This window comes from Neobacillus sp. DY30 (genome assembly GCF_030123065.1).
Classification (GTDB): domain Bacteria; phylum Bacillota; class Bacilli; order Bacillales; family Cytobacillaceae; genus Neobacillus.
Window position 1 is genome coordinate 988702 of record NZ_CP126093.1, and the last position, 23815, is coordinate 1012516.

At 39.6% G+C, this 23815-nt stretch carries 20 protein-coding genes; 14 read left to right on the forward strand and 6 right to left on the reverse strand.

Going from position 1 to position 23815, the window contains the following annotated elements:
• Positions 1–54 precede the first annotated feature (54 nt).
• The gene (locus tag QNH29_RS04620) at positions 55–1089 is read right to left on the reverse strand and encodes a metal ABC transporter solute-binding protein, Zn/Mn family (RefSeq protein WP_283863676.1); all 1035 of its coding nucleotides are present in this window, start codon (positions 1087–1089) and stop codon (positions 55–57) included.
• A 426-nt stretch (positions 1090–1515) separates the two neighbouring features.
• Between QNH29_RS04620 and QNH29_RS04625 the strand changes: the two genes are divergently transcribed.
• From QNH29_RS04625 to QNH29_RS04660, 8 genes are all read left to right on the forward strand, one after another.
• Entirely contained in the window at positions 1516–2703 is a 1188-nt protein-coding gene (locus QNH29_RS04625; protein ID WP_283863677.1) for a GTP-binding protein, read from the forward strand.
• 27 nt (positions 2704–2730) lie between these two features.
• On the forward strand, positions 2731–2880 hold the full coding sequence (gene rpmG / locus QNH29_RS04630) for a 50S ribosomal protein L33 (protein WP_088090954.1): 150 nt from the start codon (positions 2731–2733) through the stop codon (positions 2878–2880).
• Positions 2881–2995: 115 nt separating this feature from the next.
• The gene (nikA, locus tag QNH29_RS04635; protein ID WP_283863678.1) at positions 2996–4594 is read left to right on the forward strand and encodes a nickel ABC transporter substrate-binding protein; all 1599 of its coding nucleotides are present in this window, start codon (positions 2996–2998) and stop codon (positions 4592–4594) included.
• The gene (gene nikB, locus QNH29_RS04640) at positions 4595–5539 is read left to right on the forward strand and encodes a nickel ABC transporter permease (protein ID WP_283863679.1); all 945 of its coding nucleotides are present in this window, start codon (positions 4595–4597) and stop codon (positions 5537–5539) included.
• Entirely contained in the window at positions 5539–6387 is an 849-nt protein-coding gene (nikC, locus tag QNH29_RS04645) for a nickel transporter permease (protein WP_283863680.1), read from the forward strand. The genes nikB and nikC overlap by 1 nt, the downstream gene beginning before the upstream one ends.
• Positions 6384–7199, forward strand: coding sequence for an ABC transporter ATP-binding protein (locus QNH29_RS04650; RefSeq protein ID WP_283863681.1), 816 nt, complete (start codon positions 6384–6386; stop codon positions 7197–7199). Before nikC ends, QNH29_RS04650 begins: the two co-directional genes overlap by 4 nt.
• A complete protein-coding gene (locus QNH29_RS04655; protein WP_283863682.1) occupies positions 7180–7941 on the forward strand; it encodes an ABC transporter ATP-binding protein in 762 nt (253 codons plus the stop codon). Before QNH29_RS04650 ends, QNH29_RS04655 begins: the two co-directional genes overlap by 20 nt.
• A 343-nt stretch (positions 7942–8284) precedes the next feature.
• Positions 8285–12082 carry an S-layer protein gene (locus QNH29_RS04660; RefSeq protein WP_283863683.1) on the forward strand — a complete coding sequence of 1266 codons (3798 nt, stop codon included), beginning with the start codon at positions 8285–8287 and terminating at the stop codon, positions 12080–12082.
• A gap of 79 nt (positions 12083–12161) precedes the next feature.
• Here QNH29_RS04660 and adhE read toward each other — a convergent pair whose 3' ends face one another.
• Positions 12162–14765: a bifunctional acetaldehyde-CoA/alcohol dehydrogenase gene (gene adhE, locus QNH29_RS04665; protein ID WP_283863684.1), complete on the reverse strand. Its 2604-nt coding sequence runs from the start codon at positions 14763–14765 to the stop codon at positions 12162–12164.
• A 93-nt stretch (positions 14766–14858) separates the two neighbouring features.
• Positions 14859–15086 (reverse strand): hypothetical protein, encoded by a 228-nt coding sequence (locus QNH29_RS04670; protein WP_283863686.1) that lies wholly within the window; start codon positions 15084–15086, stop codon positions 14859–14861.
• 632 nt (positions 15087–15718) lie between these two features.
• On the opposite strand from QNH29_RS04670, the gene QNH29_RS30375 reads away from it, so the two are divergent.
• Positions 15719–15952: an NADH-quinone oxidoreductase subunit I gene (locus QNH29_RS30375; RefSeq protein ID WP_481858819.1), complete on the forward strand. Its 234-nt coding sequence runs from the start codon at positions 15719–15721 to the stop codon at positions 15950–15952.
• Positions 15953–15997: 45 nt separating this feature from the next.
• Here the strand turns inward: QNH29_RS30375 and QNH29_RS04675 are convergent, their stop codons facing one another.
• From QNH29_RS04675 to QNH29_RS04685, 3 genes are all read right to left on the reverse strand, one after another.
• Positions 15998–16387, reverse strand: coding sequence for an SET domain-containing protein (locus QNH29_RS04675; RefSeq protein ID WP_283863687.1), 390 nt, complete (start codon positions 16385–16387; stop codon positions 15998–16000).
• 120 nt (positions 16388–16507) lie between these two features.
• Entirely contained in the window at positions 16508–18247 is a 1740-nt protein-coding gene (gene ade, locus QNH29_RS04680; protein WP_283863688.1) for an adenine deaminase, read from the reverse strand.
• A 24-nt stretch (positions 18248–18271) separates the two neighbouring features.
• Positions 18272–18742 (reverse strand): nucleoside deaminase, encoded by a 471-nt coding sequence (locus tag QNH29_RS04685; RefSeq protein ID WP_283863689.1) that lies wholly within the window; start codon positions 18740–18742, stop codon positions 18272–18274.
• 394 nt (positions 18743–19136) lie between these two features.
• Here QNH29_RS04685 and uraD point away from each other — a divergent pair, with 394 nt between their 5' ends.
• The 5 genes from uraD (at position 19137) to QNH29_RS04710 (ending at position 23809) form a co-directional block, all read left to right on the forward strand.
• Positions 19137–19640: a 2-oxo-4-hydroxy-4-carboxy-5-ureidoimidazoline decarboxylase gene (uraD, locus tag QNH29_RS04690; protein ID WP_283863690.1), complete on the forward strand. Its 504-nt coding sequence runs from the start codon at positions 19137–19139 to the stop codon at positions 19638–19640.
• A 245-nt stretch (positions 19641–19885) separates the two neighbouring features.
• Positions 19886–20839, forward strand: coding sequence for a factor-independent urate hydroxylase (gene pucL, locus QNH29_RS04695; protein ID WP_283863691.1), 954 nt, complete (start codon positions 19886–19888; stop codon positions 20837–20839).
• The gene (uraH, locus tag QNH29_RS04700; protein ID WP_283863692.1) at positions 20836–21195 is read left to right on the forward strand and encodes a hydroxyisourate hydrolase; all 360 of its coding nucleotides are present in this window, start codon (positions 20836–20838) and stop codon (positions 21193–21195) included. Before pucL ends, uraH begins: the two co-directional genes overlap by 4 nt.
• Before the next feature lie 8 nt (positions 21196–21203).
• Positions 21204–22577: an allantoinase AllB gene (gene allB, locus QNH29_RS04705; RefSeq protein WP_283863693.1), complete on the forward strand. Its 1374-nt coding sequence runs from the start codon at positions 21204–21206 to the stop codon at positions 22575–22577.
• Positions 22578–22582: 5 nt separating this feature from the next.
• The gene (locus QNH29_RS04710) at positions 22583–23809 is read left to right on the forward strand and encodes a Zn-dependent hydrolase (RefSeq protein WP_283863694.1); all 1227 of its coding nucleotides are present in this window, start codon (positions 22583–22585) and stop codon (positions 23807–23809) included.
• The last annotated feature ends 6 nt before the right edge of the window (positions 23810–23815 follow it).

The window sequence follows — 23815 nt, forward strand, 5'->3', positions numbered from 1 at the left end:
CAATGAGAGCCACCACGATTGTGACTGAATTATGGTCCCATTCGTCAAGATGTTTTAGTTATTTAAAGCAATCTTGATCGTTTCTAAATTTTTACGCATGATAGTGAAGTAATCATCTTTTTGTTCAATGTTTTCTTGTGTTGCTGCTTCTAGATTATGGAGCGTTAGTGATTTTGCACCTATTTCGTTTTGAATTATTTTTGCCACCTTTGGTGATAAATTTTGTTCAAAAATAACATAATTAATGTTATGTTCCGATGATTCTTCAATAATAGCCTGTAACTCTTTCTGGGAGGGTTCTTGCGTTGGAGATAAGCCTGCAATCGAAATCAGTTCAATGCCATAACGCTTTTCCCAATAACCGTAGGCAGCATGTGCAACTAATAAATATTTCGTCTTTGAAGCATCAATGGATGTCTGAAATTCTTGATCAAGCTGTTCTAACTCGCTTTTTAGATTATTAAAATTGGTTTCAAACTCAGCTTTGTGTCCGGGCATGATTTCGCTTAACGAGTTTTTTATATTTTCGGCAAGATCAATCGCAAGAACTGGATCTAACCATACGTGGGGATCTAAATCGCCATGATTATGTTCATCTTCTGCATGTTCATGAGATTCCGCCTCACCTTCAGAATGTCCCTCTTCACCTTCATGGTGTTCGCTTTCGGAATGCGTTTCTTCACCTTCATGTTGATGCTCATCAGAACTAGGAATGAGTTCAATTCCTTCTCCAGCTTTTAAAATTTGAACATCTTCTTTTTGTAATGTTTCAGCTGCTTTATCTGCAAACCCTTCAATGCCAACTCCTGTATAGATGAATAAATCAGAATCTGCTAGATTAATCATGTCTTTTGTCGTAGGTTCATAGGAATGAGCATCCACATTTGGCGGGTAAATACTTTGAACTTCGACAAACTCACCGCCGATTTTTTTTGTGAAATCCTCCAGTGGATAAATCGTTGTATAAACCGTTAATGTTTCTTTCTCATTCTTGTCTGTATTCTCACTCACCGTTTCTGTTTTCCCACATCCAGATAGTATAAGACTGAACGTCAGAATCGAAGTGGAGACTAAATGCTTCATTTTCATTTTTATTACTCCAATCTGTTATTTTTTTGAAAATCGTAATTATTTCGTTTTAAATTCCATATTATCTCATGTGCTTTAAATGAAAATACGATTCGTATATTTAGCTAATCGAAATCGTTACGTTTTACATTCTAGAACATCTCTATGATTTTGTAAATGAAATTATGAATCTTTTATTTTGGGAATTCAAATGATGGAAGAATTCCTTCCTATGGGAGAAAAAGGGGATGAGCCTGTTTTTTTTTAAAACTTGCATTTAAGAAAAAGATTTATTATGATGTTAACCGTAACTATTACGATTTAGTTCAATCTATTTAATTACCATTATGCTACGCTTAAAGGGAGAGGTATAGAAGATGAGAATAAATAGATTAAGTCTACTCTTTAAATCGTAATGATTTTGATTTATAAAATGAGGTGAAGAAATTGGCTAAAAAAATCCCAGTTACTGTGCTCAGTGGTTATTTAGGTTCAGGGAAAACAACGTTATTAAATCATGTTTTAACCAATCGTGAGAATAAAAAGATTGCTGTTATTGTAAATGATATGAGTGAAGTCAATATTGATGCAGCCATGATTAAACAAGGTGGTTTCTCTCGGACGGATGAAAAAATGGTAGAACTTCAAAACGGATGTATATGCTGCACTTTAAGAGAAGACTTGATGATTGAAGTGGAAAGGCTGGTTCGGGCAGGGGATATTGACTATATCTTAATTGAATCATCAGGGATTTCGGAGCCTGTTCCTGTTGCTCAAACCTTTACATATGTTGATGAAAGTTTGGGAATCAACTTATCTGATTATTGCAGGCTTGATACCATGGTGACAGTGGTTGATGCAAATCGATTTTGGCATGATTTTTCATCTGGAGAAAGTCTTCTTGACCGGAAGCAAGGTACAGACGAGTCGGACACTCGTGAAGTGGTGGATTTATTAATAGATCAAATTGAATTTGCAAATGTGTTGGTCTTAAATAAAATCGATTTAGTTGATCAAGAGAGTGTAAGGGAACTAAAGGCAGTCCTCCAAAAACTAAATCCAGATGCCAAAATAATTGAAAGTGCTCATTCACGAGTCCCATTAAATGAAATCTTAGATACCCATTTATTTGATTTTGAAGAGGCAAGTCAAGGGGCAGGATGGATCAAGGAATTAACGGAAGAACATACTCCAGAAACAGAAGAATATGGGATTTCATCCTTCGTCTATCGTAGGAAAAAACCATTTCATCCCGAAAGATGGATGCAATGGTTAGAGAATTGGCCAATAGATGTCGTTCGGGCCAAAGGATTCTTTTGGCTGCCAACCCGAAATGATATGACAGGGTTGTTGTCACAAGCTGGACCTTCCATCATGCTTCAGGGAGCTGGTGAATGGCTCGCGGCTTATCCTGAACAGGAAAGAAATCAAATACTGAAGGAAGAACCAGACCTATTGGAAAATTGGGATGAAGAATTCGGCGACCGGATGACAGAGCTTGTTCTAATCGGTGTAGATATGGATCGCGAGGAAATTGAAATCTCATTAGATAAATGTTTATTAACAGATGATGAAATGAAAATGGAGTGGAAAGCATTTAGCGATCCGCTTCCAGCGTTTACAGTCACAGCATAAAGAAAACGATACTAGGAGGAAATCAATATGAGAGTAAAAATTACGTTAGCATGTACAGAAACAGGAGACCGCAATTACATTACTACTAAGAACAAACGAAACAATCCAGACCGTATAGAATTAATGAAATACTCGCCAAGGTTAAAAAGACGTACATTACACCGAGAAACAAAATAATTATTACTCGAAATATTACGTAAGAGCTCCTTATATTTGAGGGGCTCTCATTTAATAAACCTATGAACTAATAGACATAAAATTTACTGTATTTTCACAAAAAAGGGGCTTCATTATGATAACAATAAATAAAAATACCGGGCGCTGTTACGTCAGTATTAAAAGTTTCCATAAATACATAAATAATCGCTTTCTTAAAATTAGTATCTTTTTGATATGTGTCAGCTTGTTAAGTGCTTGTGCACAATCCTCGCAAAGCAATGATAAGGAAAAAGCAGATGATAGGCACATTAGTTTTCTTTATAATTTTTCCACTAATTCTTTAGATCCCCATGTTGATTCAAGTTATGTCCCATTAAGGGCCGGAATAACTGAAACGTTAGTCCGACTAGATGAAGAAAACTTAACCGTTGCACCATGGCTGGCTGAAAGCTGGGAAGGTATGGATGGGCAACATTGGACGATTAAACTTCGTGGAGATGTTACGTTCCAAAATGGAAATAAAATGGATGCTAAAGCAGTGAAAGCTTCTCTTGAACGAGCACTGAAAGAGAGTGTTGCTGTTCAAAATGCACTCAAAATCGATAAAATTGAAGCAGATGGCTATACATTGCACATTTCGACGACACAACCTTTTCCAGAATTTGTTTCTGAATTAGTTAACCCAAATGTTTCAATCATTGACGTAACTGAACAGGATATTGTCAATAAGCCGGTCGGTACAGGACCTTTTGCATTGAAGTCATTCACACCGGGAAGCAAGCTTGAGCTTGAACGCTATGCTGATTACTGGGATGGTGCTTCAAATCTTGATTCAGTGACATTTGCGTTTAATGAGGATGCCAATGCTCGCACGCTTGCACTGAAGTCTGGGCAAGTTGATATTGTTTATCGTCCAGAGGTAGAAAGCCTGGAAGCATTACGAGCACAAGATGGGATTAAAGTTGAGTCAACAGCGACCTTCCGTGTACATCAAATGACGATGAACATGGAGCGAAAAAGTTTGCAGGATGTCAATGTACGTCGTGCCGTTAACGCAATGATCGACCGTCAGAAGATTGTTGACAAGATTCTTTTGGGGTATGCTGAACCTGCCGTTGGTCCGTTTTTACCATCACTGCCGTTTGCCCCATCTTATGAAGAGACTGAAACAGGATTGGAAATAGCTGAAAAGCACTTGAAGGAAGCAGGTTATTCACTTGAAGATGGGAAAATGCAAAAGGATGGAGAACCTCTTAAATTTACCCTTTTAACCTATAGCGCAAGAGCTGACTTGCCATTAATTGCCCAAGTTTTCCAATCGGACGCTAAACGGATCGGAATTGATGTCGAAATTCGTCAAATAGATGGCCCTGAGGAATATATGGCTTCAAATCGTGAATGGGATTTGGCTACGTATAGTAATTTAACAGCCCCGCGTGGAGATGCAGGCTATTATTTAAACGCTACCTATCACCCGACTGGTGCTCTTAACTTTAGCGGTGCCCATGAGCCTGAACTAACTGCAATTATTGACAAGCTTAATCAAACTGTCAGTCAAGAAGAAAGGGCTGTCCTTGCAGAGCAGGCAGCGGATTTTGTCCATGACCATGTAATTAATTCATTTGTGTTACATCCATCCACGATTGTTGCGTATAACGAAAATAAAGTTAAAAACTGGCTTACAACGCGAAGTGAATATTACATGATTACAAATGTCTTGGATGTGAAGTAAATGGTTCAAATTCTTACTCGGAAGTTTTTTGAAGTTTTATTTTTTATGCTATTTATAACATTTGTTAGCTTCTTGTTTGTTCGGCTTGCACCCGGCGATCCTGTTTTGACCATATTGAATGTTGATGAGCTATCAGTAAGTCAGGAGCAAGTAGAGGAATTAAGAGAAGAGATGGGGTTCAATAAACCATTGCTCGTTCAATACGGGCTTTGGTTGTTTAAATTTATACAACTTGATTTTGGAGAGTCCTATGCCACAGGACAACCTGTAATGGATATGATTATAATCGGATTGCCTGCCACAATTGAATTGACGATTGGTTCGTTAATTGTCATGCTGATCGTCTCTGTTCCATTAGGTTCGCTTGCAGCTCTTTATCGAAATAGCTGGATTGATCAAGTGAGTAGATTTCTTTCTATCCTTGGCGCAGCTGTTCCAAGTTTTTGGCTTGGCCTTATTTTTATTGACCTTTTTGGTGTGCGCCTTAACTGGCTTCCTACAATGGGGAGAGATGGATTCATCTCTTTAATTTTACCTTCATTGACACTAGGGTTGGCCATTTCAAGCGTTTACGTTCGGTTGCTTCGTTCCAGTTTATTGGATTCACTTAGTCAGGAATTTATCCGTGCAGCCAGAACACGTGGGTTATCAGAACGGCGAATTTTTTTTGTCCATGCATTTAGACACAGCCTTCCTCCTGTTATTACCGTATTTGGAGTCAGCTTAGGAAGCTTGATAGGCGGGGTCGTAGTGATTGAAGTTTTATTTGCGTACCCAGGAATAGGGAAGCTTGTCGTTGATGCAATACGGCAACGTGATTATCCACTTATACAAGGATATATTTTAATCATGGCCATTATTGTTTTTATTGTAAATACTTGTGTGGATTTATCTTACCGTTATTTAAATCCTGAAATGAAACTAAAAGAAAGGAGGACCAATTGATGAAAGGGTTGTCTATACGTTTGCTGAAGGTAAAAAAGTACAGTTGGCAAAGAATGATGGTTTTGATTTGTATGGTCTTTGTTTTGGTAGCTGCCATCTATGCTTTTTTTTATTTACGTCATGATCCAACTCTAACAAATTTGGATGGAAGACTTCAGGGGGCGAGCCTTCGGCATCCACTTGGAACAGATCAACTTGGTCGAGATGTACTAACCAGGCTTTTACTGGGCGGTCAGCAAACCATTGGATATAGTTTGCTAGCAATGATTGTTGCTCTTATCATTGGAATCCCCATTGGTCTAATTTCTGGATATAAACGCGGATTAGTTGATCGGGTATTTATGCGAATGGCGGATGGCTTTTTAGCATTCCCCGATACGATTGTGGCAATTGTTTTAAGTGGTTTACTTGGACCGGGCATTGGCAACCTTGTGCTTGCTATCGTCTTGGTCAAATGGGTTAGTTATGCTCGGCTTGTTAGGAGCACCGTTTTATCAGAATCTCAAAAAGATTATGTACTGATTGCCCGCACAAATGGACTCTCTCCTAGTAAAATCATGCGTAAACATCTATTTCCTCATATTATAGGGCATGTTCTTGTACTAGCTAGTCTTGATCTTGGCAAAATTATTTTGCTTATTTCTGCCTTTTCATACATTGGCCTTGGGGCGCAGCCCCCCATTCCTGAATGGGGAGCGATGCTAAACGACTCACGTCCATATTTTCAGTCAAGACCGGAATTAATGGTATATCCTGGTTTAGCCATTGTGGTCGTTGTACTACTAACCAATATGCTGGGTGACTATTTACGGGACTATTTTGATGTGAAGAAAGAGGTGCGGCAATGATTTTATCGATTGAGCAAGTAACGATTAGCAGTCGAGAAAAGAAAATAGTTGATAACGTGTCACTCTCTATTGGTGAAGGAGAGTGGTATGCACTTGTTGGACAAAGTGGGAGTGGTAAAACTTTACTTTCACAGGCAATTGGACGATTGCTTTCACCAAACTTACAAGTTGAGGGAAAAATTTTTCTTAATGAAGAGGATTTGTTGTCGTTATCACCAAAACAAATGAGGACAATTCGTGGCCGAAAATTGTCTTATATTTTTCAAGATTATCAGGGCTCATTTACACCCTTTAGAACAATAGGCCAGCACTTTGAAGAATACCAGAAAAGCCACGGTATCCTTGATTCCAAAACTCGGAAGGTAAAATCAATGGATGCACTTGACTCAGTAGGGTTAGATGAAGCTCTGTATAATAGGTACCCATTTCAGCTAAGTGGGGGGCAACTTCAACGAGTTTCGATTGCGATGGCATTATTGATGTCACCGGATATATTAATTGCGGATGAGGTAACTACAGCACTTGATAGTGTTTCTGGACATAAAGTCTTAGAATTACTTGCAAGGAGACAAAAGGAAACTGGCTGTGCGATTTTATTCATTACCCATGATTGGCGCCATGTCAGACGATATGCGACCCGCATAGCTGTTATGAAAGAAGGAGAAATCGTTGAATCAGGAGGGAAGCATCGTATACTTGACCATCCACAACATAAATATACAAAGCAGTTAATCGAAGCTGCTCCAACACTCGGACAAGGTCTTCCATCGGGATTACAGGAGGTTGAAAAGTATGAACCTGCTTACCGTTAAACAACTGACAAAATCATATCTAGAAGGAAAAACGGCGATAAACAACCTATCATTTGAGTTGAATAAGGGTGAATGCCTGGGTCTCGTTGGTGAGAGTGGCTGTGGTAAAAGCTCATTGGCTCGTTGTTTATTACGAATTGAACCGATTAACAGTGGGTCAATCTACTTTAAGAATGAGGCAATCGAACAGCTTAATGACCGTCAGTTACAACCCTATCGAAAAAAAATTCAAATCGTCTTTCAAAATCCATCAGCTGCTTTAAATCCAAAGCTTAAAATAAAGGACTCACTGGTTGACCCTTATAACCAGTACAGTAAGGAGCTTAAGCTTAGCCATTTTTCCTATAGCTCTAAGGAATCCTTTGTAAAGCAGCTTCTTGAAGCTGTTGAATTGCCGCCGGAGTTAGCTAATCAATATCCTCATGAATTAAGTGGGGGGCAGAGGCAACGTATAACAATTGCCCGAGCTATTAGCATTGAACCAGAGCTCATTGTTCTAGATGAGCCGACCGCAAGCCTTGATGTCATCTCACAAGGGGCCGTACTTAAGTTATTGACAAAGCTGCGGGAAACTTTAAATCTCTCTTACTTGTTTATTTCACATGACCTTGCTGCTGTGAGTCAAATAAGCCAGCGGATCATGGTGATGAAAGATGGGAAGCTTATCGATCAATTCCACGGTGATCAGTTATTTGCTGAGGAGCGCCATCCTTATACAAAAGAGCTTATTTCAATTTTTTAGATAGAAACGATAGTGAATGATGACCGCTCTCATTCTAAAGTGAGGCGGTTTTACCATTATTGTTAACATACGAAAAAGGTAAAAAAATCATTATAGGTAGTCGATATAGTTGTATAAATATCAAAACAGATTATGAAATAATGAAAACGCTAACAATATGTTACCGAAAAACTCAGATAATTATTGAGATAAAAAAGGAGGATAGTAATTAACATTAGTGTTTTACCTTTACGCAGCTCCTTAGACAAACCTCAGAAAACATATCTACTAGGAAATCCACCAGATTAGCCACTAAAAACTAGCATTACCATATATAAAAGCGAAGGAGAAGGGATGAAAGTACATGGGAAGACAAACAAAAAAAATTAAAAAAATGATAGGCAATCTCTGTGTTGCTTCCATGCTGGTTGGATCTTTTGGCTTAATAGGTTCAAACGAAACAAAAGCTGAAGTCATCACAAAAACCATTACCATTGACGGAAACAATGTTGATCAATACAACCGCTTTAAAGGGTTTGGAACCGTAACAGCTAATAATACATCTCGATTGATGTTAGATTACAAAGAAGAGCACCCAGAAGAATACTGGAAAATAATGAACAAGCTATTTAATAAGGATACCGGCGCAGGACTCGCGCACGTCAAGATAGAATTAGGAGGCGATGTTAACTCATCTTCCGGAACAGAACCTGCAACGATGCGTTATGCGGATGAAGCAGCAAATGTTCTCAGAGGGGCAGGATTCCAGTTTGCAGCAGATGCCAAATCTATTAATCCGGATATTACCACCGAAATTCTGCGTTGGGGTGAACCTCGGTTTACATGGAATGGCTCTTCAAAAAATGAATATGAGAATCGATATCAATGGTACAAGCAGACAATAGATGCTGTTTATAATGAATATGGCTTTAAATTGGATTATGTTGGTATCTCTCAAAATGAAAGAGCACAAAACAATAATCGTATTGAAACAGAGTGGTTAAAATACTTCACAACAAAAATTAAACAAGAGCCTAATTATGAATCAGACTATAAGCATATTAAACTTGTTGCAGCAGACGGCTATCGTGATACCAAATCAATCAGCCGTGTCCTGCTCGATCATCCAGATTTGATTGATGAAATAGATGTCATCAGCTCCCATTATGGTCTGACCGGTTCCACGGAATTAAATCAATTACAAGCAAAACTAATAGCCGATGGCAAGAAGCCAAAAGAAAGCTGGGTGTCAGAAGGAATTGCTCCGATGATTAATGCCCGTTATCGTGAAAATATGGAGCCAAATTATAAGGGGCTTGGAGGAAAAGCAGGGATTATCGACGTCACTTCGCGTATTATTTCTGTTTATTCATGGACAGGAGCAGGAAACACTCCATTAAACGCGGTTTCCTTTGATTTTCAGCCATCCGTTGCTGCGTTCTATGAAGGTTCCGCTTATAATCCAAAACATTTAATTAGTGCGATGGATCCATGGTCTGGTTTTTATGAGGTAGATGGCGGTCTTCAGGGGGTTCGTCATGTGATGAACTTTGTTGGTTATGATGATCACAGTACACCTGAGAATGAGCGCTGGATGTACGTAAAAGATGCAACCTTTAGTGATGGGGCATTCTTTGATGGCGGTGTAGATGTTGATACAAGTACCCATAACTATCTAACATTAAAAGATCCAAAAACCAATGATTATTCAACAGTTTTTTCCAATAACACAAAAGAGACTCGTAAATATAAAATTAAAGCACAAAATCTAAATGGCAAAGAAAATGCACCGATATATGTATGGGAAACACGCGGTGCCGATGAAGGGCAAGAAGTTGACGCCAACTGGTTTAAAAATATCAACAAAATTACCCCAGTAAATGGTGAATATGAAGTGGAGGTAAAGCCATACTCAATCGTGACGATTTCAACGTTAGATAAGGAATCTGAGGTTGAAGGCTTTGAATATAAATCAGAACCAGTTGATTTAACAAAAGATACGATCATGCCGCTGCCGTATAAAGATGATTTTGAATATGATAAGTATCCTGTTGACGAAAAGGGCAGGGATTATGTAGAGCGCCGCGGAGGAACGCCGCGATATACGACTGACCAGACCGGTGCTTTTGAAGTTGTGAAGGAAGCAACAAAACCAGCAGCAAGTGGAAGTGCGGAACGAGCTGCCTTGGAAATTCCGGATGCAAAGTCTCATGGAAATATGCTGCAGCAGAAAATCAGCCATGACATTATCGGTGCAGAGTGGGCTGTTTGGGGCGGAAAAGATGGCTCAGCAGCTAGCGGTAACCCTAATACCACTATCGGAGATCACCGCTGGGTGAACTATAAAGCATCTTATGACTTTTTACTAGATACGCATACATCTGAAGTAGAAGGCAGAAGTAACTACGCCTTAATCGGTGTAAGGCAGGTAAAGGCTGGCGGGGCAGATTCATATGCACCATATAATGCGCGAGTATATTCAAATGGAAAATATGAAATTCTTAAACTAGGAAAGGTTGAAAAAAGTGGAACGATTGAAGGCTTTGATAACAAGGTTTGGCATAATCTAGCATTTGAAGCAAAAGAAAATGTATTTACACTTTACCTTGACGGCACAGAAATCGATTCATATACAGACAAAGATTCAACCGTAATGGCAGGAAGAGTTGCATTAGGTTCTGGATACTATGAAACTCTTATCGATAACTTAGTAATTGAACCAATTAAAGGATATACCTATACATCAGAAAAAATTGACAGTGCTCAAGGTAAGAAATATGGTACGGAAGAAGAAGCTTTGAACAATAAAGATTTAATTAATCCTATCGGATATTTGGGCAAATGGGATTATACACAGGCAGGTTATGCTCATTTTAACCGTACACAAATGACGGCAAAAACTGATATTCCTGTTTGGAATGGAGTAACTGTAGGTCATAGGGACACGACAACAGTACCAGGAACCCTGAATAAAGTATTCTATTCTCAAGGCTGGTCATCTAACAGTAGTAATGCATGGGCATCTACAGGTAGTTCGCTTGAAATTAAATTTAAGGGTACTGAGGTAAGACTTTATGGAGAAACGAATCCGTCAAATGGAAAAGGCGATGTATATTTAGATGGAGTATTAGTCGGTGAAGCCAACTATACAAATAATAGCAGTATCACTCAGATGGTTTGGACTGCTGGAGATTTAGAAGATAAAGAACATACGCTTAAAGTGGTAGCAAAAGAGAAGTATATCAGTTTCACTAAAGTTGAAGTTGAAACCACTGATCCAGTATTAGCTGTTAAAAAATCAGGACCAGCGGATATTGTGAAAATTTCAGATGAATCCCTAATAGAGAATAAAGAGAACACAGTTTATGCATTTAGAAAGAATACTGCTTGGGGCTCTAACAGCACCAATGCCTGGGCGAATTTTAATGATGAACCTTATATTCTAGTTAACTTCACGGGTAGTGGTATTGATTATTTGTCAGGAACCGGTGATAAAACACTTTATAATTTCGAGCTTGATGGTGTAGATATGGGTAACTTTGCCGTTAATACTAGCACAGGCATAAGGTATTCTGTAAGAGGATTGGAAGAAAAACCACATACGTTGAAGGTTTCTCTGAAAGATAATGAAGTAAAAGAAACCTTTATGGATTACCGTGGAGTCAATATCTACAGTACACCGAAAGTAGAGGGTCCTAACAGCAGCATGATCTTCAATTTTGAGGGTTCAGGCTTTAATCTATTTGGAGCGACCCCTGATGCATTGATTGACGTGTACATTGATAATCAATTAATCAATGAGAATTTTAGAATTTTTGCGAAAGGTGACAGACATACCTCTTATACGATTCGGGGACTAAAAGATACAAAACACACTGCTAAAGTGGTGATTAAAGGCGGTACTTTTACTTTGGATGGTATCGATGTTGTTACAGGCAGAAATAAAGTCGAAGTAAACAAAACAAAATTACAGGAATTGTATGATGCACACAAAGACAAGGATCACAAAGACTACACCAAGGAAAGTTGGATAATATTCCATAAAGCGATACAAACAGCAAAAGAGGTATTAAAAAATCCTCAAAGCACTTTGGATAAAGTGGTTGCTGCAAGAACCTCTTTAGAGACAGCAATTGAAGGCTTAGCAGAAATAAACGAATAATTAAGCAAAAGAATATTTGCAAAAGAGTTACTACCATTAAAAGGCCATCCAGTGTGTTCTGGATGGCCTTATTACTCTTTTAAACTCCCTTAAACGCTTTACGATAAATTTCAGCTAATTCTGTTACTAATGGCAGTTTAGGGTTAGCTGTAGTACATTGGTCCTCAAATGCTTTATCTGCGAGATAGTCAACCTTGCTTTCGAAAGCCTGAGGATCAACCCCATTTGCCTCAATGCTCATTGGAATCTCTAGTTCCTCTGCAAGACGGATGATTGCCTGAACAAGGCTTTCGACTCCTTCCTCCGTTGTATTCGCAGGCAGTCCAAGGGTTCTGGCAATTTCCGCATAACGCTTATCCGCTACAAAGTGGGCATATTTCGGGAATGCTGTGAACTTATTTGGTTTGGCTGCGTTATAACGGATGACATGCGGCATTAAGATTGTATTTGCACGTCCATGGGCGATATGGAACTCTGAGCCAAGTTTGTGTGCAAGGCTATGGTTAATACCAAGGAATGCATTGGCAAAGGCCATCCCTGCGATAGTTGAAGCATTGTGCACTTTTTCACGTGCTAATTCGTCACTGCCATTTCGGTAAGCTCTTGGCAGATATTCGAATACAAGCTGTATTGCCTTCATTGCCAGTCCATCTGTATAGTCGTTTGCCATACAAGATACATATGCCTCGATAGCATGAGTCAATACGTCCATTCCAGTATCAGCTGTAATATGTTTAGGTACCGTCATAACGAACTGTGGATCAATGATTGCTACATCTGGTGTTAATTCATAATCAGCAAGCGGATATTTAATATTTGCTTCTTTATCGGTAATAACTGAGAATGAGGTTACTTCTGATCCTGTTCCTGATGTTGTTGGAATTGCTACAAACTGAGCTTTTTCCCCTAACTTAGGATATTTCACAATTCGTTTACGGATATCGAGAAACTTCTGTTTTAAACCAAAGAATTCAGATTCTGGATTTTCATAGAACAGCCACATTCCTTTTGCCGCATCCATCGCTGAACCGCCGCCAAGGGCAATGATTACATCCGGCTGGAATTTAGCCATCATTTCGGTACCCTTCATGACGGTTTCAATGGATGGATCTGGTTCCACCTCTGAAAAAATTTCACAATGGACATAATCAGGACGTTTTCTTAAATAATAAAGTACCTTATCAACATAGCCTAGTTTTACCATTCCAGGGTCTGTTACAATGAATGCTTTAGAGATTTTCGGCATTTTAGCTAAATACTGAGTTGAGTTTTTCTCAAAATAGATCTTGGAAGGGACTTTAAACCATTGCATATTAACATTCCTTTGGGCTACTTTTTTAATATTGATTAAGTGAATCGCACCGACGTTCGTTGAAACGGAATTTCCTCCATATGAACCACAGCCAAGTGTCAATGAAGGCATATAAGCATTGTAAATATCACCGATAGCACCCTGTGATGATGGGGCATTGACTATGATTCTGCCTGCTTTCATCCGGTATCCATACTGCTTAATTACATTTTGGTCTTGGGAATGGATGACGGCAGAATGTCCTAAACCGCCGAATTCGAGCATTTCTTCTGCACGTTTTAAGCCTTCTTCATGATTGCCTGCCATGTAACAGGCAAGTACTGGGCTTAACTTTTCTCTTGATAGCGGGTATCCAGGTCCGACACCAGTTAATTCAGCTACTAGAATTTTTGTGTTTTCTGGAACGGTTACTCCTGCTAAAGCAGCAATTTTGCTGGCAGCCATCCCAACAATATTCGGATTAACAGCACATGACTTTTCATTAATCACTAATTTTTCCACTTTCGCCTTTTCTTCTTCATTTAAGAAGTAGCAGTTATTGGCAATCATTTCATTTTTTACAGCTGAATAGATTTCTTGATCGATAATAACAGCCTGCTCAGAAGCACAGATCATTCCGTTGTCAAAGGTCTTTGATAAAATTAAGTCATTTACTGCTTGATGGATATTGGCTGATTTTTCGATATAGCATGGAACGTTTCCGGGACCAACACCGAGGGCTGGTTTACCAGAGCTATAAGCAGATTTGACCATTCCCGCTCCGCCGGTTGCAAGAATCATTGAAATCTTTGAATGATTCATCAGTGCTTGTGTCGCCTCAATAGAAGGAGTTTCAATCCATTGAATGCAATTCTCCGGTGCACCTGCCTTTATCGCTGCGTCCCTGAGGATTCTTGCTGCCTCACTGCTGCACTTTTGTGCGGATGGATGGAAAGCAAACACAATTGGATTTCTTGTTTTTATGGAAATCAGTGCTTTAAACATGGTTGTAGACGTTGGATTGGTTACAGGTGTAACACCAGCAATCACTCCAACCGGTTCGGCAATTTCAATGATTCCTTCATGCACGTTTTCGTTAATAATACCAACGGTTTTATCATATTTGATATTATGATAGACATATTCAGTCGCAAACATATTTTTTATGATTTTATCTTCATAAACACCTCGTTTGGTTTCCTCGACAGCAAGTTTTGCAAGCTGCATATGCTGGTCAAGCCCAGCTAAGGCCATTTGCTTCACAATATTATTAATCATTTCTTGGTCAAAGCTGCGGAATTCATCTAAAGCTTTTAATCCATTTTCCACTAAGGTATCAATCATGTTGCTTACACTTTGGACTTCGTTACCTGTTTTTTCTGCCACTGCCATGTTAATTCCTCCAAATTCCAATTAGTTTGTGAAAAAATTCACAAGTAGATTTAAAAAAATAACAACAAATAATATTGCTATGACCTTACAGGGTTACTCGCATACAGGGTTTCGTGGGATCTTTTCAAAGGAAATGTCAGTAAGGACCTTTGAGTATTTTTTTACAATGATGACATAATTAACAGTCCAAATATAACTTGGAATACTCTCGTTATCTTTAAACATCATAGCTTCAAATTCATCACCAATAGTTTCTTCGAACGCTTCTAGTGTATACGTTTCAGCGTCAGTGGAGAAGGATTTCCATTCGCATAACATCATGTCATATCACTCCTTGTGTTCTTTATGAATTTATCATACCATCAATTTCGCATAAAAGTTTGTGAAATATTGAACAAACTTTGAACTATTTACGAAAATACGAAAAATGGTCCTATTATCCTAATGAAGTGACAAGAGGGAAGGAGATGTTCTTAGTCGAGTCTGGATTGAGGATAAATCTCATGAAGCGATGCAGGGGATTAGTCCTTAATCGGGGGTCTTGAGGACAAATCTCATGAAGCGGAGTAGAAGAATGGTCCTTAATCGGGGGTCTTGAGGACAAATCTCATGAAGCGGAGCAGGGGATTAGTCCTTAATGGGGGGTCTTGAAGTCAAATCTCGTGAATCGATGCAGGGGATTAGTCCTTAATTGGGGGTCTTGAGGTCAAATCTCATGAATCGATGCAGAGGATTAGTCCTTAATCAGGGGTCTTGAGGACAAATCTCATGAAGTGGAGCAGAAGATTAGTCCTTAATCGGGGGTCTTGAGGACAAATCTCATGAAGCGGAGCAGGGGATTAGTCCTTAATCAGGGATCTTGAGGACAAATCATATATCACTATGAAAGTGTGACCAATAATCTACTCTTCCTTATATGAATAAACGAGCCTTCCTGTTGGCTCCTTCCAACTATTTCGGATCATTGCCATTTTTGCGGTGCCTGTTCGATTTTATGTCCGACGGATGCGTTAAGAATGATCACGGAAAATAACCAGGTATCAATCACACTCAATCCTGCCAAATGTGTAGACTGTTCATTATGCGAAGAGATCTGTTTTACGAAAAGTATTCAATTAAAGCACATGCAATACAGAACCCTTCTCAAACAGGAGCAGCGTCTTCTCGTGAAGGGCATTAATCAGTAATACCTTGCATCATGCATCAAAAAATAACAGCCCAACTCAGGGCTGTTATTTTTCTTGTTTTTCTTTATCAAACCAAAGCAGTTCTTGGTCCTCTTCATCGCCATTATAGTTAATCAGAATTTCTTCGCCAGCTTTTATGTCTTTGTAAGCAAAAAAGTCAAAGGTGTGGTTTGGAAAATTGATTTCATATGTGGCATTCGGCTGATAGGAATGATTAAATAGCATCCCATAACCTAAAAGAATACATGTATGGTTAATTCCATATTCAAATGCATAGTCGGCAAGCAATGTTTTTTCAATGTGCTCGTGCTCTGCATTTGGATAGGCGATAACGGGTGCTTCATGGATCAGTTCACCCTTTTTAATATCACGAGTAGCAAATACGCCTCGATTGAACTCTCCGTCACTAAGTTTTGAAGTTTTTATTTCTATCATGTTTGTCACCTACATTTACTTTCTGTGAAGTCAATTATCATTATAGTTTGACAGGTATTGGCCTTGAAAGCAACCGTTTTTCGGTTTCTCGCATGATAGTCTGTCTAAAAGGCACGAATTTTAAACGTTACTAATATCAATGTGCTTGAATATTGAAACCTTAAATAACCCTCTATCTGTAAGTTTTAACTCTGGAATGACAGGAAGAGCTAAAAAGGAAAGCGTTAAAAAGGGATTAAAATGATCGTTAGCCCCCAGCTTTTCAAGAGCAATGTGGAGGTTATTAAGACTACAGTAGACTTCCCGGTAAGGGCGGTTTGATATTAATCCTGCAATGGGTAATTCTAATGACGCGAGGATTTGGCCGTCTTTAATCACAACCAGCCCGCCCTGCATTATTTTAATGGTATTTGCAGCTAACACCATATCTTCATCATTGGTCCCAGCAATAATGAGATTATGGGAATCATGGGCAATGGTGGTGGCAATGGCACCATACTTTAATCCTAAACCTTTCACAATGCCCAGGCCAATTTGCTTGGTGAGGTGATGGCGCTCGATTACCGCAAGCTTTAACTGATCGCCGCTGGTCGAGGGTTGGAAGAACCCTTGACTGCATATTTCCACCTCTTCCACGATATGCCTTGTTACAAGAGAGTTCGGAATGATTTCAATGATATTCGCTTTGTTTGCTGATAAGGAAATTTCGAAATTTGCTTTTGTGATCTCATCAAAATGTACTGAATTTTTTAATGAATCACTGCCGTCCTTATGGATGGCACTGCAATCAGTAACCAACGTACCATTTTGTACAACAGCTTTTCCATTTTTATAAACATCTAAGATTTTTAAAGTATCAAGATCTTCTACTAAAGAAAAATCGGCTTTGTAACCGGCGGCGATTGCCCCCTTATCACTAAGCCCGAAGCACTCTGCTGCATTGATGGTAGCCATTTGAATAGCAACTATCGGTGATATTCCTAAGTTGATCGCGAGCCTGACATTATGATCGATGCTGCCACTAAGCACAAGGTCATCTAAATGCTTATCGTCTGTGACAAATAAGCACCTGCGGGAATTAAACTGATTGACTACTGTAATCAAATTTTGCAAATCTTTTGCAACAGTCCCTTCACGAATCATTAAATACATTCCGCTCCGAAGGCGCTCTTTTGCTTCTTCTGCTGTTGTACTTTCATGATCGGTCATAATCCCTGCAGCTGTATACACATTCAAATCACTTCTAGATAATCCTGCAGCGTGACCATCGACTTTTTTTCCAAATTGTTTAGCGTCTGCTATTTTGTTGAGCATATCATCCTCAGCATTTAGGACTGCAGGAAAATTCATTACTTCTGCTAAGCCTAGGACTCGTGGATGCTGGTAAAAGGGGAGTAGATCTTCCGCCTTTAAAATTGCACCTGAGTTTTCAAAGCTTGTCGCAGGAACACAGGAAGGAAGCATAATATAAATATCAAAAGGAAGGTGTTCGGAAGAATCAAGGATATATTGAATGCCGGCAGTACCTAAAACATTCGCAATTTCATGGGGATCAGCGATTACGGTTGTTACTCCGTGAGGAAGAAGGACTTTAGCAAACTCACTTGGCGTCACCAACGATGATTCAATATGAACATGACCATCAATAAAGGCAGGAAGTACATAACGCCCATGTGCATTAACAACATTCTTCCCATCATATTGCCCTATACCCGCAAAATAACCATCCACTATGGCAATATCACCTTCGATGATTTCTCCGTTAAATACATCGATAATCCTGCCGTTTTTTACAACGGTATCCGCGGGTTCTTTTCCTGAAGCTACTGAAATTCTTCGGGTTAATTGATTTCTCTCCATTGCTCAACACCCTCTTGATTAGGATTAGTATTCAACTTTGTTCTTAGAATTTTCCCATGTTCGAAAAGGAAGGTCCCCATCGTCCGGAAAGATCTTTTTCATTGGTATTACCCGATTTTCCATTGGAAGTTCGAGCTGTTCATAAATGAATTGATCATCAAAACCTATCTTGGCCGCATCCTGTTTCGTACAGGCATAGTAAACGGCCTTCGGTCTTGCCCAATATATCGCACCAATGCACATGGGACAAGGTTCACAGCTCGTATAGATTTCACAATCCGTCAGTTGAAAATCCTTTAAATAGCCGCAGGCAGCACGAATGGCTTGGACCTCTGCATGTGCTGTTGGATCGTTGGAGGATGTCACTTCATTACGGCCAACCCCAATTATTTTTCCATCTTTCACCACAATCGCACCAAACGGCCCGCCGTGATTGGTTAGAACATTATTTAGCGCTTCCTCAATGGCTTTTTTCATAAAATGAATATCAGACATGTAATCTCTCCATTCTGCTGTTCTATTTAACTTAAAATTTATTATTTAATAACCTGCATAGAAATTCTTCCTTGTTGTCAGTTTTGTTTACACACTATTTTGATCTGGGACAATTTAAAAAACTTGTTAGATTATATGACACTTTTGTAGATACTATTTCGGCATTTCGTTATTATAGTGAAAAATTAGCAGGACAAGTTCGCTGTGCCGCCGATAGCTGACAATAGCCGAGCCATTTATGGAGTTTCATAAGAATAGAGATAGAACAGGCGGTATTTTTAGGGGGTCTAAAAAATATATATAGTTTTAACAGCAAGCAAGCGGCTGGGGATTTAAAAGATTGTGTTTCTCCCATATTAACCCCATAACACATAAGAAGGGGAGAGATGAAGAAATGGCTAGTATTGAATGGAGTAAAGTAAATCAAATGAATCAGGAGGAGTTTGTACGAAAGGTAGGATGGGTGTTTGAACACTCTCCTTGGGTAGCTTCGGCTGCATGGAAAAATACACCCTATGAATCGCACGAGACTCTCTTACAAGCGATGATTGACATTGTCCAAAGGGCAGAGGAATCTAAGCAGTTAGCACTGCTTCGTGCACACCCAGATTTAGGAACAAGATTGCAAATGTCACAGGTTTCACAAAAAGAGCAAGCTGGTGCTGGTCTTGATAAGCTCTCAAAAGAGGAGTTTGAGGAATTTGTTTCTCTTAATCAAAGCTATGTAAATAAATTCAACTTTCCTTTTATTATGGCCGTAAAAGGGCAAAGCAAGGAAACCATATTAGCCGCAATGAAGCAGAGGATTCATAACTCTTACGAGGAAGAATATAACATTGCCTTACGTGAAGTGTATAAAATCGCTGAGTTTAGATTGAATGATATTTTTATAGGATAATGCGTTCATGATGACCAAAATCCAAGAAAAGTTGAAATAGTGGTAACCATGAAGCGTTCATGGTGATCAAAATCCAAGAAAAATTGAAAAAATGGTAACCATGAAGCGTTCATGATGACCAAAATCCTAAAAAAATTAGAAAAGTGGTAACCATGACACTTTCATGATGACCAAAATCTAAAAAAATCAGACAAAGTGGTAACCATGACAAAGCCTTTTAACATGACCAAAGGAGGCTTACAAATATGAAAAGAACGATGTGCTACGGAAAAGCGGATGTTTGGGTTTACCGTACGTATGCGAAGCCGTTAACCGGAATTCGAAACATTCCCGAATCCACCTTCACAGGCAGAAGCAACATTCTTTTCGGTATGAATGTAAAAGTCGCTGTAGAAGGTGAAGCGTTTTTTTCCTCATTTAAAGATGGCGATAACACGTTAGTTGTTGCAACCGATTCAATGAAAAACTTCATCCTGAAGCATGCAGGCGATTATCAGGGAGCCACCCAGGAAGGATTTCTTGAATTTGTCGCACACCGCTTTCTTGAGACATATTCTCACATGTCAGGCGTTAACATCTCAGGTGAACAGATTTCCTTTGAAGAGCTTCCTGTCCCGACAAATGGCAGCTTTGAACCAAGCCCTTTGGTGTTTCGCTATTCATTAAACGAACAGGCTGGAGCCACCATAGACGTAAAACGTGAAAAAGACGAAATTATCACTACCAATCACCTAAGCAGTTTAAAAGGTCTTAAGCTTATTAAAGTAAAGGGCAGTTCGTTTTACGGTTATGTGAAGGATGAATATACGACATTGCCGGAATCCTATGATCGCCCGCTGTTTATATTTTTAAATATTGATTGGCGTTATAACGACCTTGAGGATGCAAGGGGTAATACATCACAGGGCTATGTGGCAGCAGAACAGGTCAGAGATATTGCCTGCACCGTCTTTCATGAAGAAAACTCTCCATCTATCCAAAATCTTATTTACCGTATTGGAACTAGAATCCTAGAAAGATTTCCACAGTTACTTGAAGTTCGTTTTGAATCAAATAATCGTACGTGGGAAACGATTTTAGATGAAATTCCAGTCTCACAAGAAGGGAAAGTATTTACTGAACCACGCCCTCCTTATGGCTTCCAATGTTTTTCAATGACCCGTAAGGACCTAGATCCTGAAGGGGATACAAGTAAATGACAGGGAAGTTAACAACGCATGTCCTCGATATTAGCATAGGAAAGCCAGCCAAAGGTGTGTTAGTGGAGTTAAAAGGTGTTGGTCCTAATAATGAGAAAGAGTCTATCTGCTCAGCTTGTACAAATGAGGAGGGTAGATTAAGTAAACCCCTTTTGGATGGGGACAATATGAAAAAAGGAATCTATGAACTTTATTTTTATATAGGTGACTATTATCGAAGTCACAGAGCAGCCCCTGAAGATCCTGCGTTTCTGGACCTTGTTCCTGTTCGATTTTGTATTTCTGAACCAGATTCCCACTATCATGTGCCGCTTTTGATATCACCGGGTGGATACAGTACCTATCGAGGGAGTTAGGAGGGAAAATGATAACAGAACTTTGGGTGAAAAATGGATATGTTTTTACAGATAACGGTTTTCGATATGCAAGTATAAGAATAAGAGATGGCAAGATTGATTCACTCTGCGAATGTGAACCTGAACCAATGACAGAAAACAACGTCCAGCTCATAGATGCAAGTGGCTGCCTAGTGGTCCCTGGATTTATGGACGCACATGTTCATTTTAATGATCCCGGACGGACAGATTGGGAAGGAATTGAAACTGGCAGCCGTGCTGCAGCCATTGGAGGAACGACAACTATTTTTGATATGCCACTAAATTGTTCTCCTTCTGTAACAACCGTAAAGAATTTACACAATAAGATAAAGTATTTAACCTCCAAATCTTTTATTGATTATGCTTTGTGGGGCGGTATGACAGGTAATTCCGTCAGCTGTAACGATGAACTGTCCCAAATGAGTGAGGGCATTATTGCTTGGAAGGCATTTATGTCTGAGAGCGGTATCGAAGATTTTCCTTTTGTTACCCCCGGCCAATTAAATCTCGCAATGAAAATAGCAGCAGATCAAAATAAAATCCTCGCTTTGCATGCAGAGTGGGAAGAAGAGATTAAGAACCTTACCACTTTATATAAAAAACAAAATGACCTTAATGAACGCAAGGCCTTTCTTGCAAGCAGACCGATTTCAGCGGAAGAAAAGGCGGTTAGGTATGCATTAGAGGCAGCTGCAAAATATGGTACATCTGTCCACTTTGTTCATATCAGTTCAGCGCGAGTAGTTGAACTCATTCAACAAGCAAAGAACACCGGGATAAACGTTACCGTAGAGACCTGTCCCCATTATTTGCTATTTGATGAAGAAGATTTCCTAAATACCGGTGCCATCCTTAAATGTGCCCCGCCGCTTCGGCCAAGGGAAGAAGTAGAGGGGCTGTGGGAATGTATTAAAAACGGCTGGATTGATACGATTGGCTCTGATCATTCCCCTTGCCTTTATTCCATGAAAAACAAGGATTCCATTTGGGAAGCATGGGGGGGAATCCAGGGAGTACAATTTACTTGGCTTGCATTACTCGATGAGGCATTGAAAAGGAAAATACCACTAAAAGAAATACTTCCTCTGGGCACTGCTAATGTTGCTGACCGGTTTGGAATAGGTGGAAGGAAAGGAAGAATTCAACCAGGATTGGATGCAGATTTAGTCTTGCTATCATTAGATGAGATCACGATAGCGGATCAGCAATCGATTGCCTTTCGAAATCAGTTTTCCCCCTATGAAGATAGAAAATTTCTACTAAAAGTAAAGAAAACAATTTTACGAGGAAAAATCATTTATGACGATCAAACAGGGGTAATACAAGAAAAGTTTGGTCAGTATATTCAGCCAAGGAAGTGAGTATAATGGGTCAATTCCCCATTAATCTGGAAGAGGCAATTGAGTGGTTGGCTTCATTTGGCGGAGAATCTGATGGTGGTGTAACCCGAACACTTTATTCCCAGTCTTGGAAAGAAGCCCAGCAAGCCTTAAAGGGATGGTTGGAGGAAGCTGGGCTCCTGGCAAATTATGATTCGATTGGAAATTTATTTGGAAGACTGCCGGCTGCCAATCCAAATGCCCAGACTATCTTAATTGGCTCACATGTTGATACCGTTAAATCTGGCGGTAAATATGATGGAGCTTACGGAATCATTTCTGGGATTCTAGCATTAATTCAATTGAAACAACAGTTTGGACCGCCAGCCATAAACCTTGAAGTGGTTTCTTTTTGCGAAGAGGAAGGAAGCCGCTTTCCGCTTGCTCTTTGGGGTTCAGGGATGATGACGGGTATTTATTCATTTAACGACATTCGTGATATCAAGGATTCAGAAGGCATAAGTTTTGAGACCGCTATGATGGCGGCAGGATTTGGACTTTCTGAGTTCAGGGTCCGGAATGATATCCACACTTTTATTGAACTACATATCGAACAAGGGCCCACCCTTGAAAAAGTAGAAAAATCAATCGGCATTGTCAAAGCCATTGTTGGGCAAAAACGGTTCCGAATAACTGTGAATGGTGAATCGAACCATGTTGGCACAACCTCGATGAAATGGAGAAGAGACGCTCTTCATGGGGCGGTAAACATGATTCATGACTTATACAAGAGTGTGAAGGAATATGATGAAGATCTTGTATCAAGCGTGGGGCAGCTATTTGTGGAGCCCAATGTTCCCAATGTTATTCCCAATCAAGTTCAATTTACAGTTGATGCGCGGCATCCGAATGAATCGGTCCTGCGATCTTTTTGTCAGCAATTCACAGAGATGTTTGAAAACCATGCAAAAAAACTCGATCTAGAATTAAAAGTTGAAATGTGGCATGAAGTCCAGCCTGCCCAAATGGATCGTAAGCTTAATGAAACCATACAAAGAATCTGTACTCAAAACAATTTTCCATCACATTGGATGAATAGCGGTGCGGGGCATGACGCCCAGCTGTTTGCGCGGATTTGTCCTACGACGATCCTATTCGTTCCGAGCCAGGGCGGAATTAGCCATTCACCACTCGAATATACTTCGACACAAGACTTAGAAAATGGCCTAGGGGTTCTCATACAACTATTACATCAGTTAGCATACAACTGCTGAGGAGTG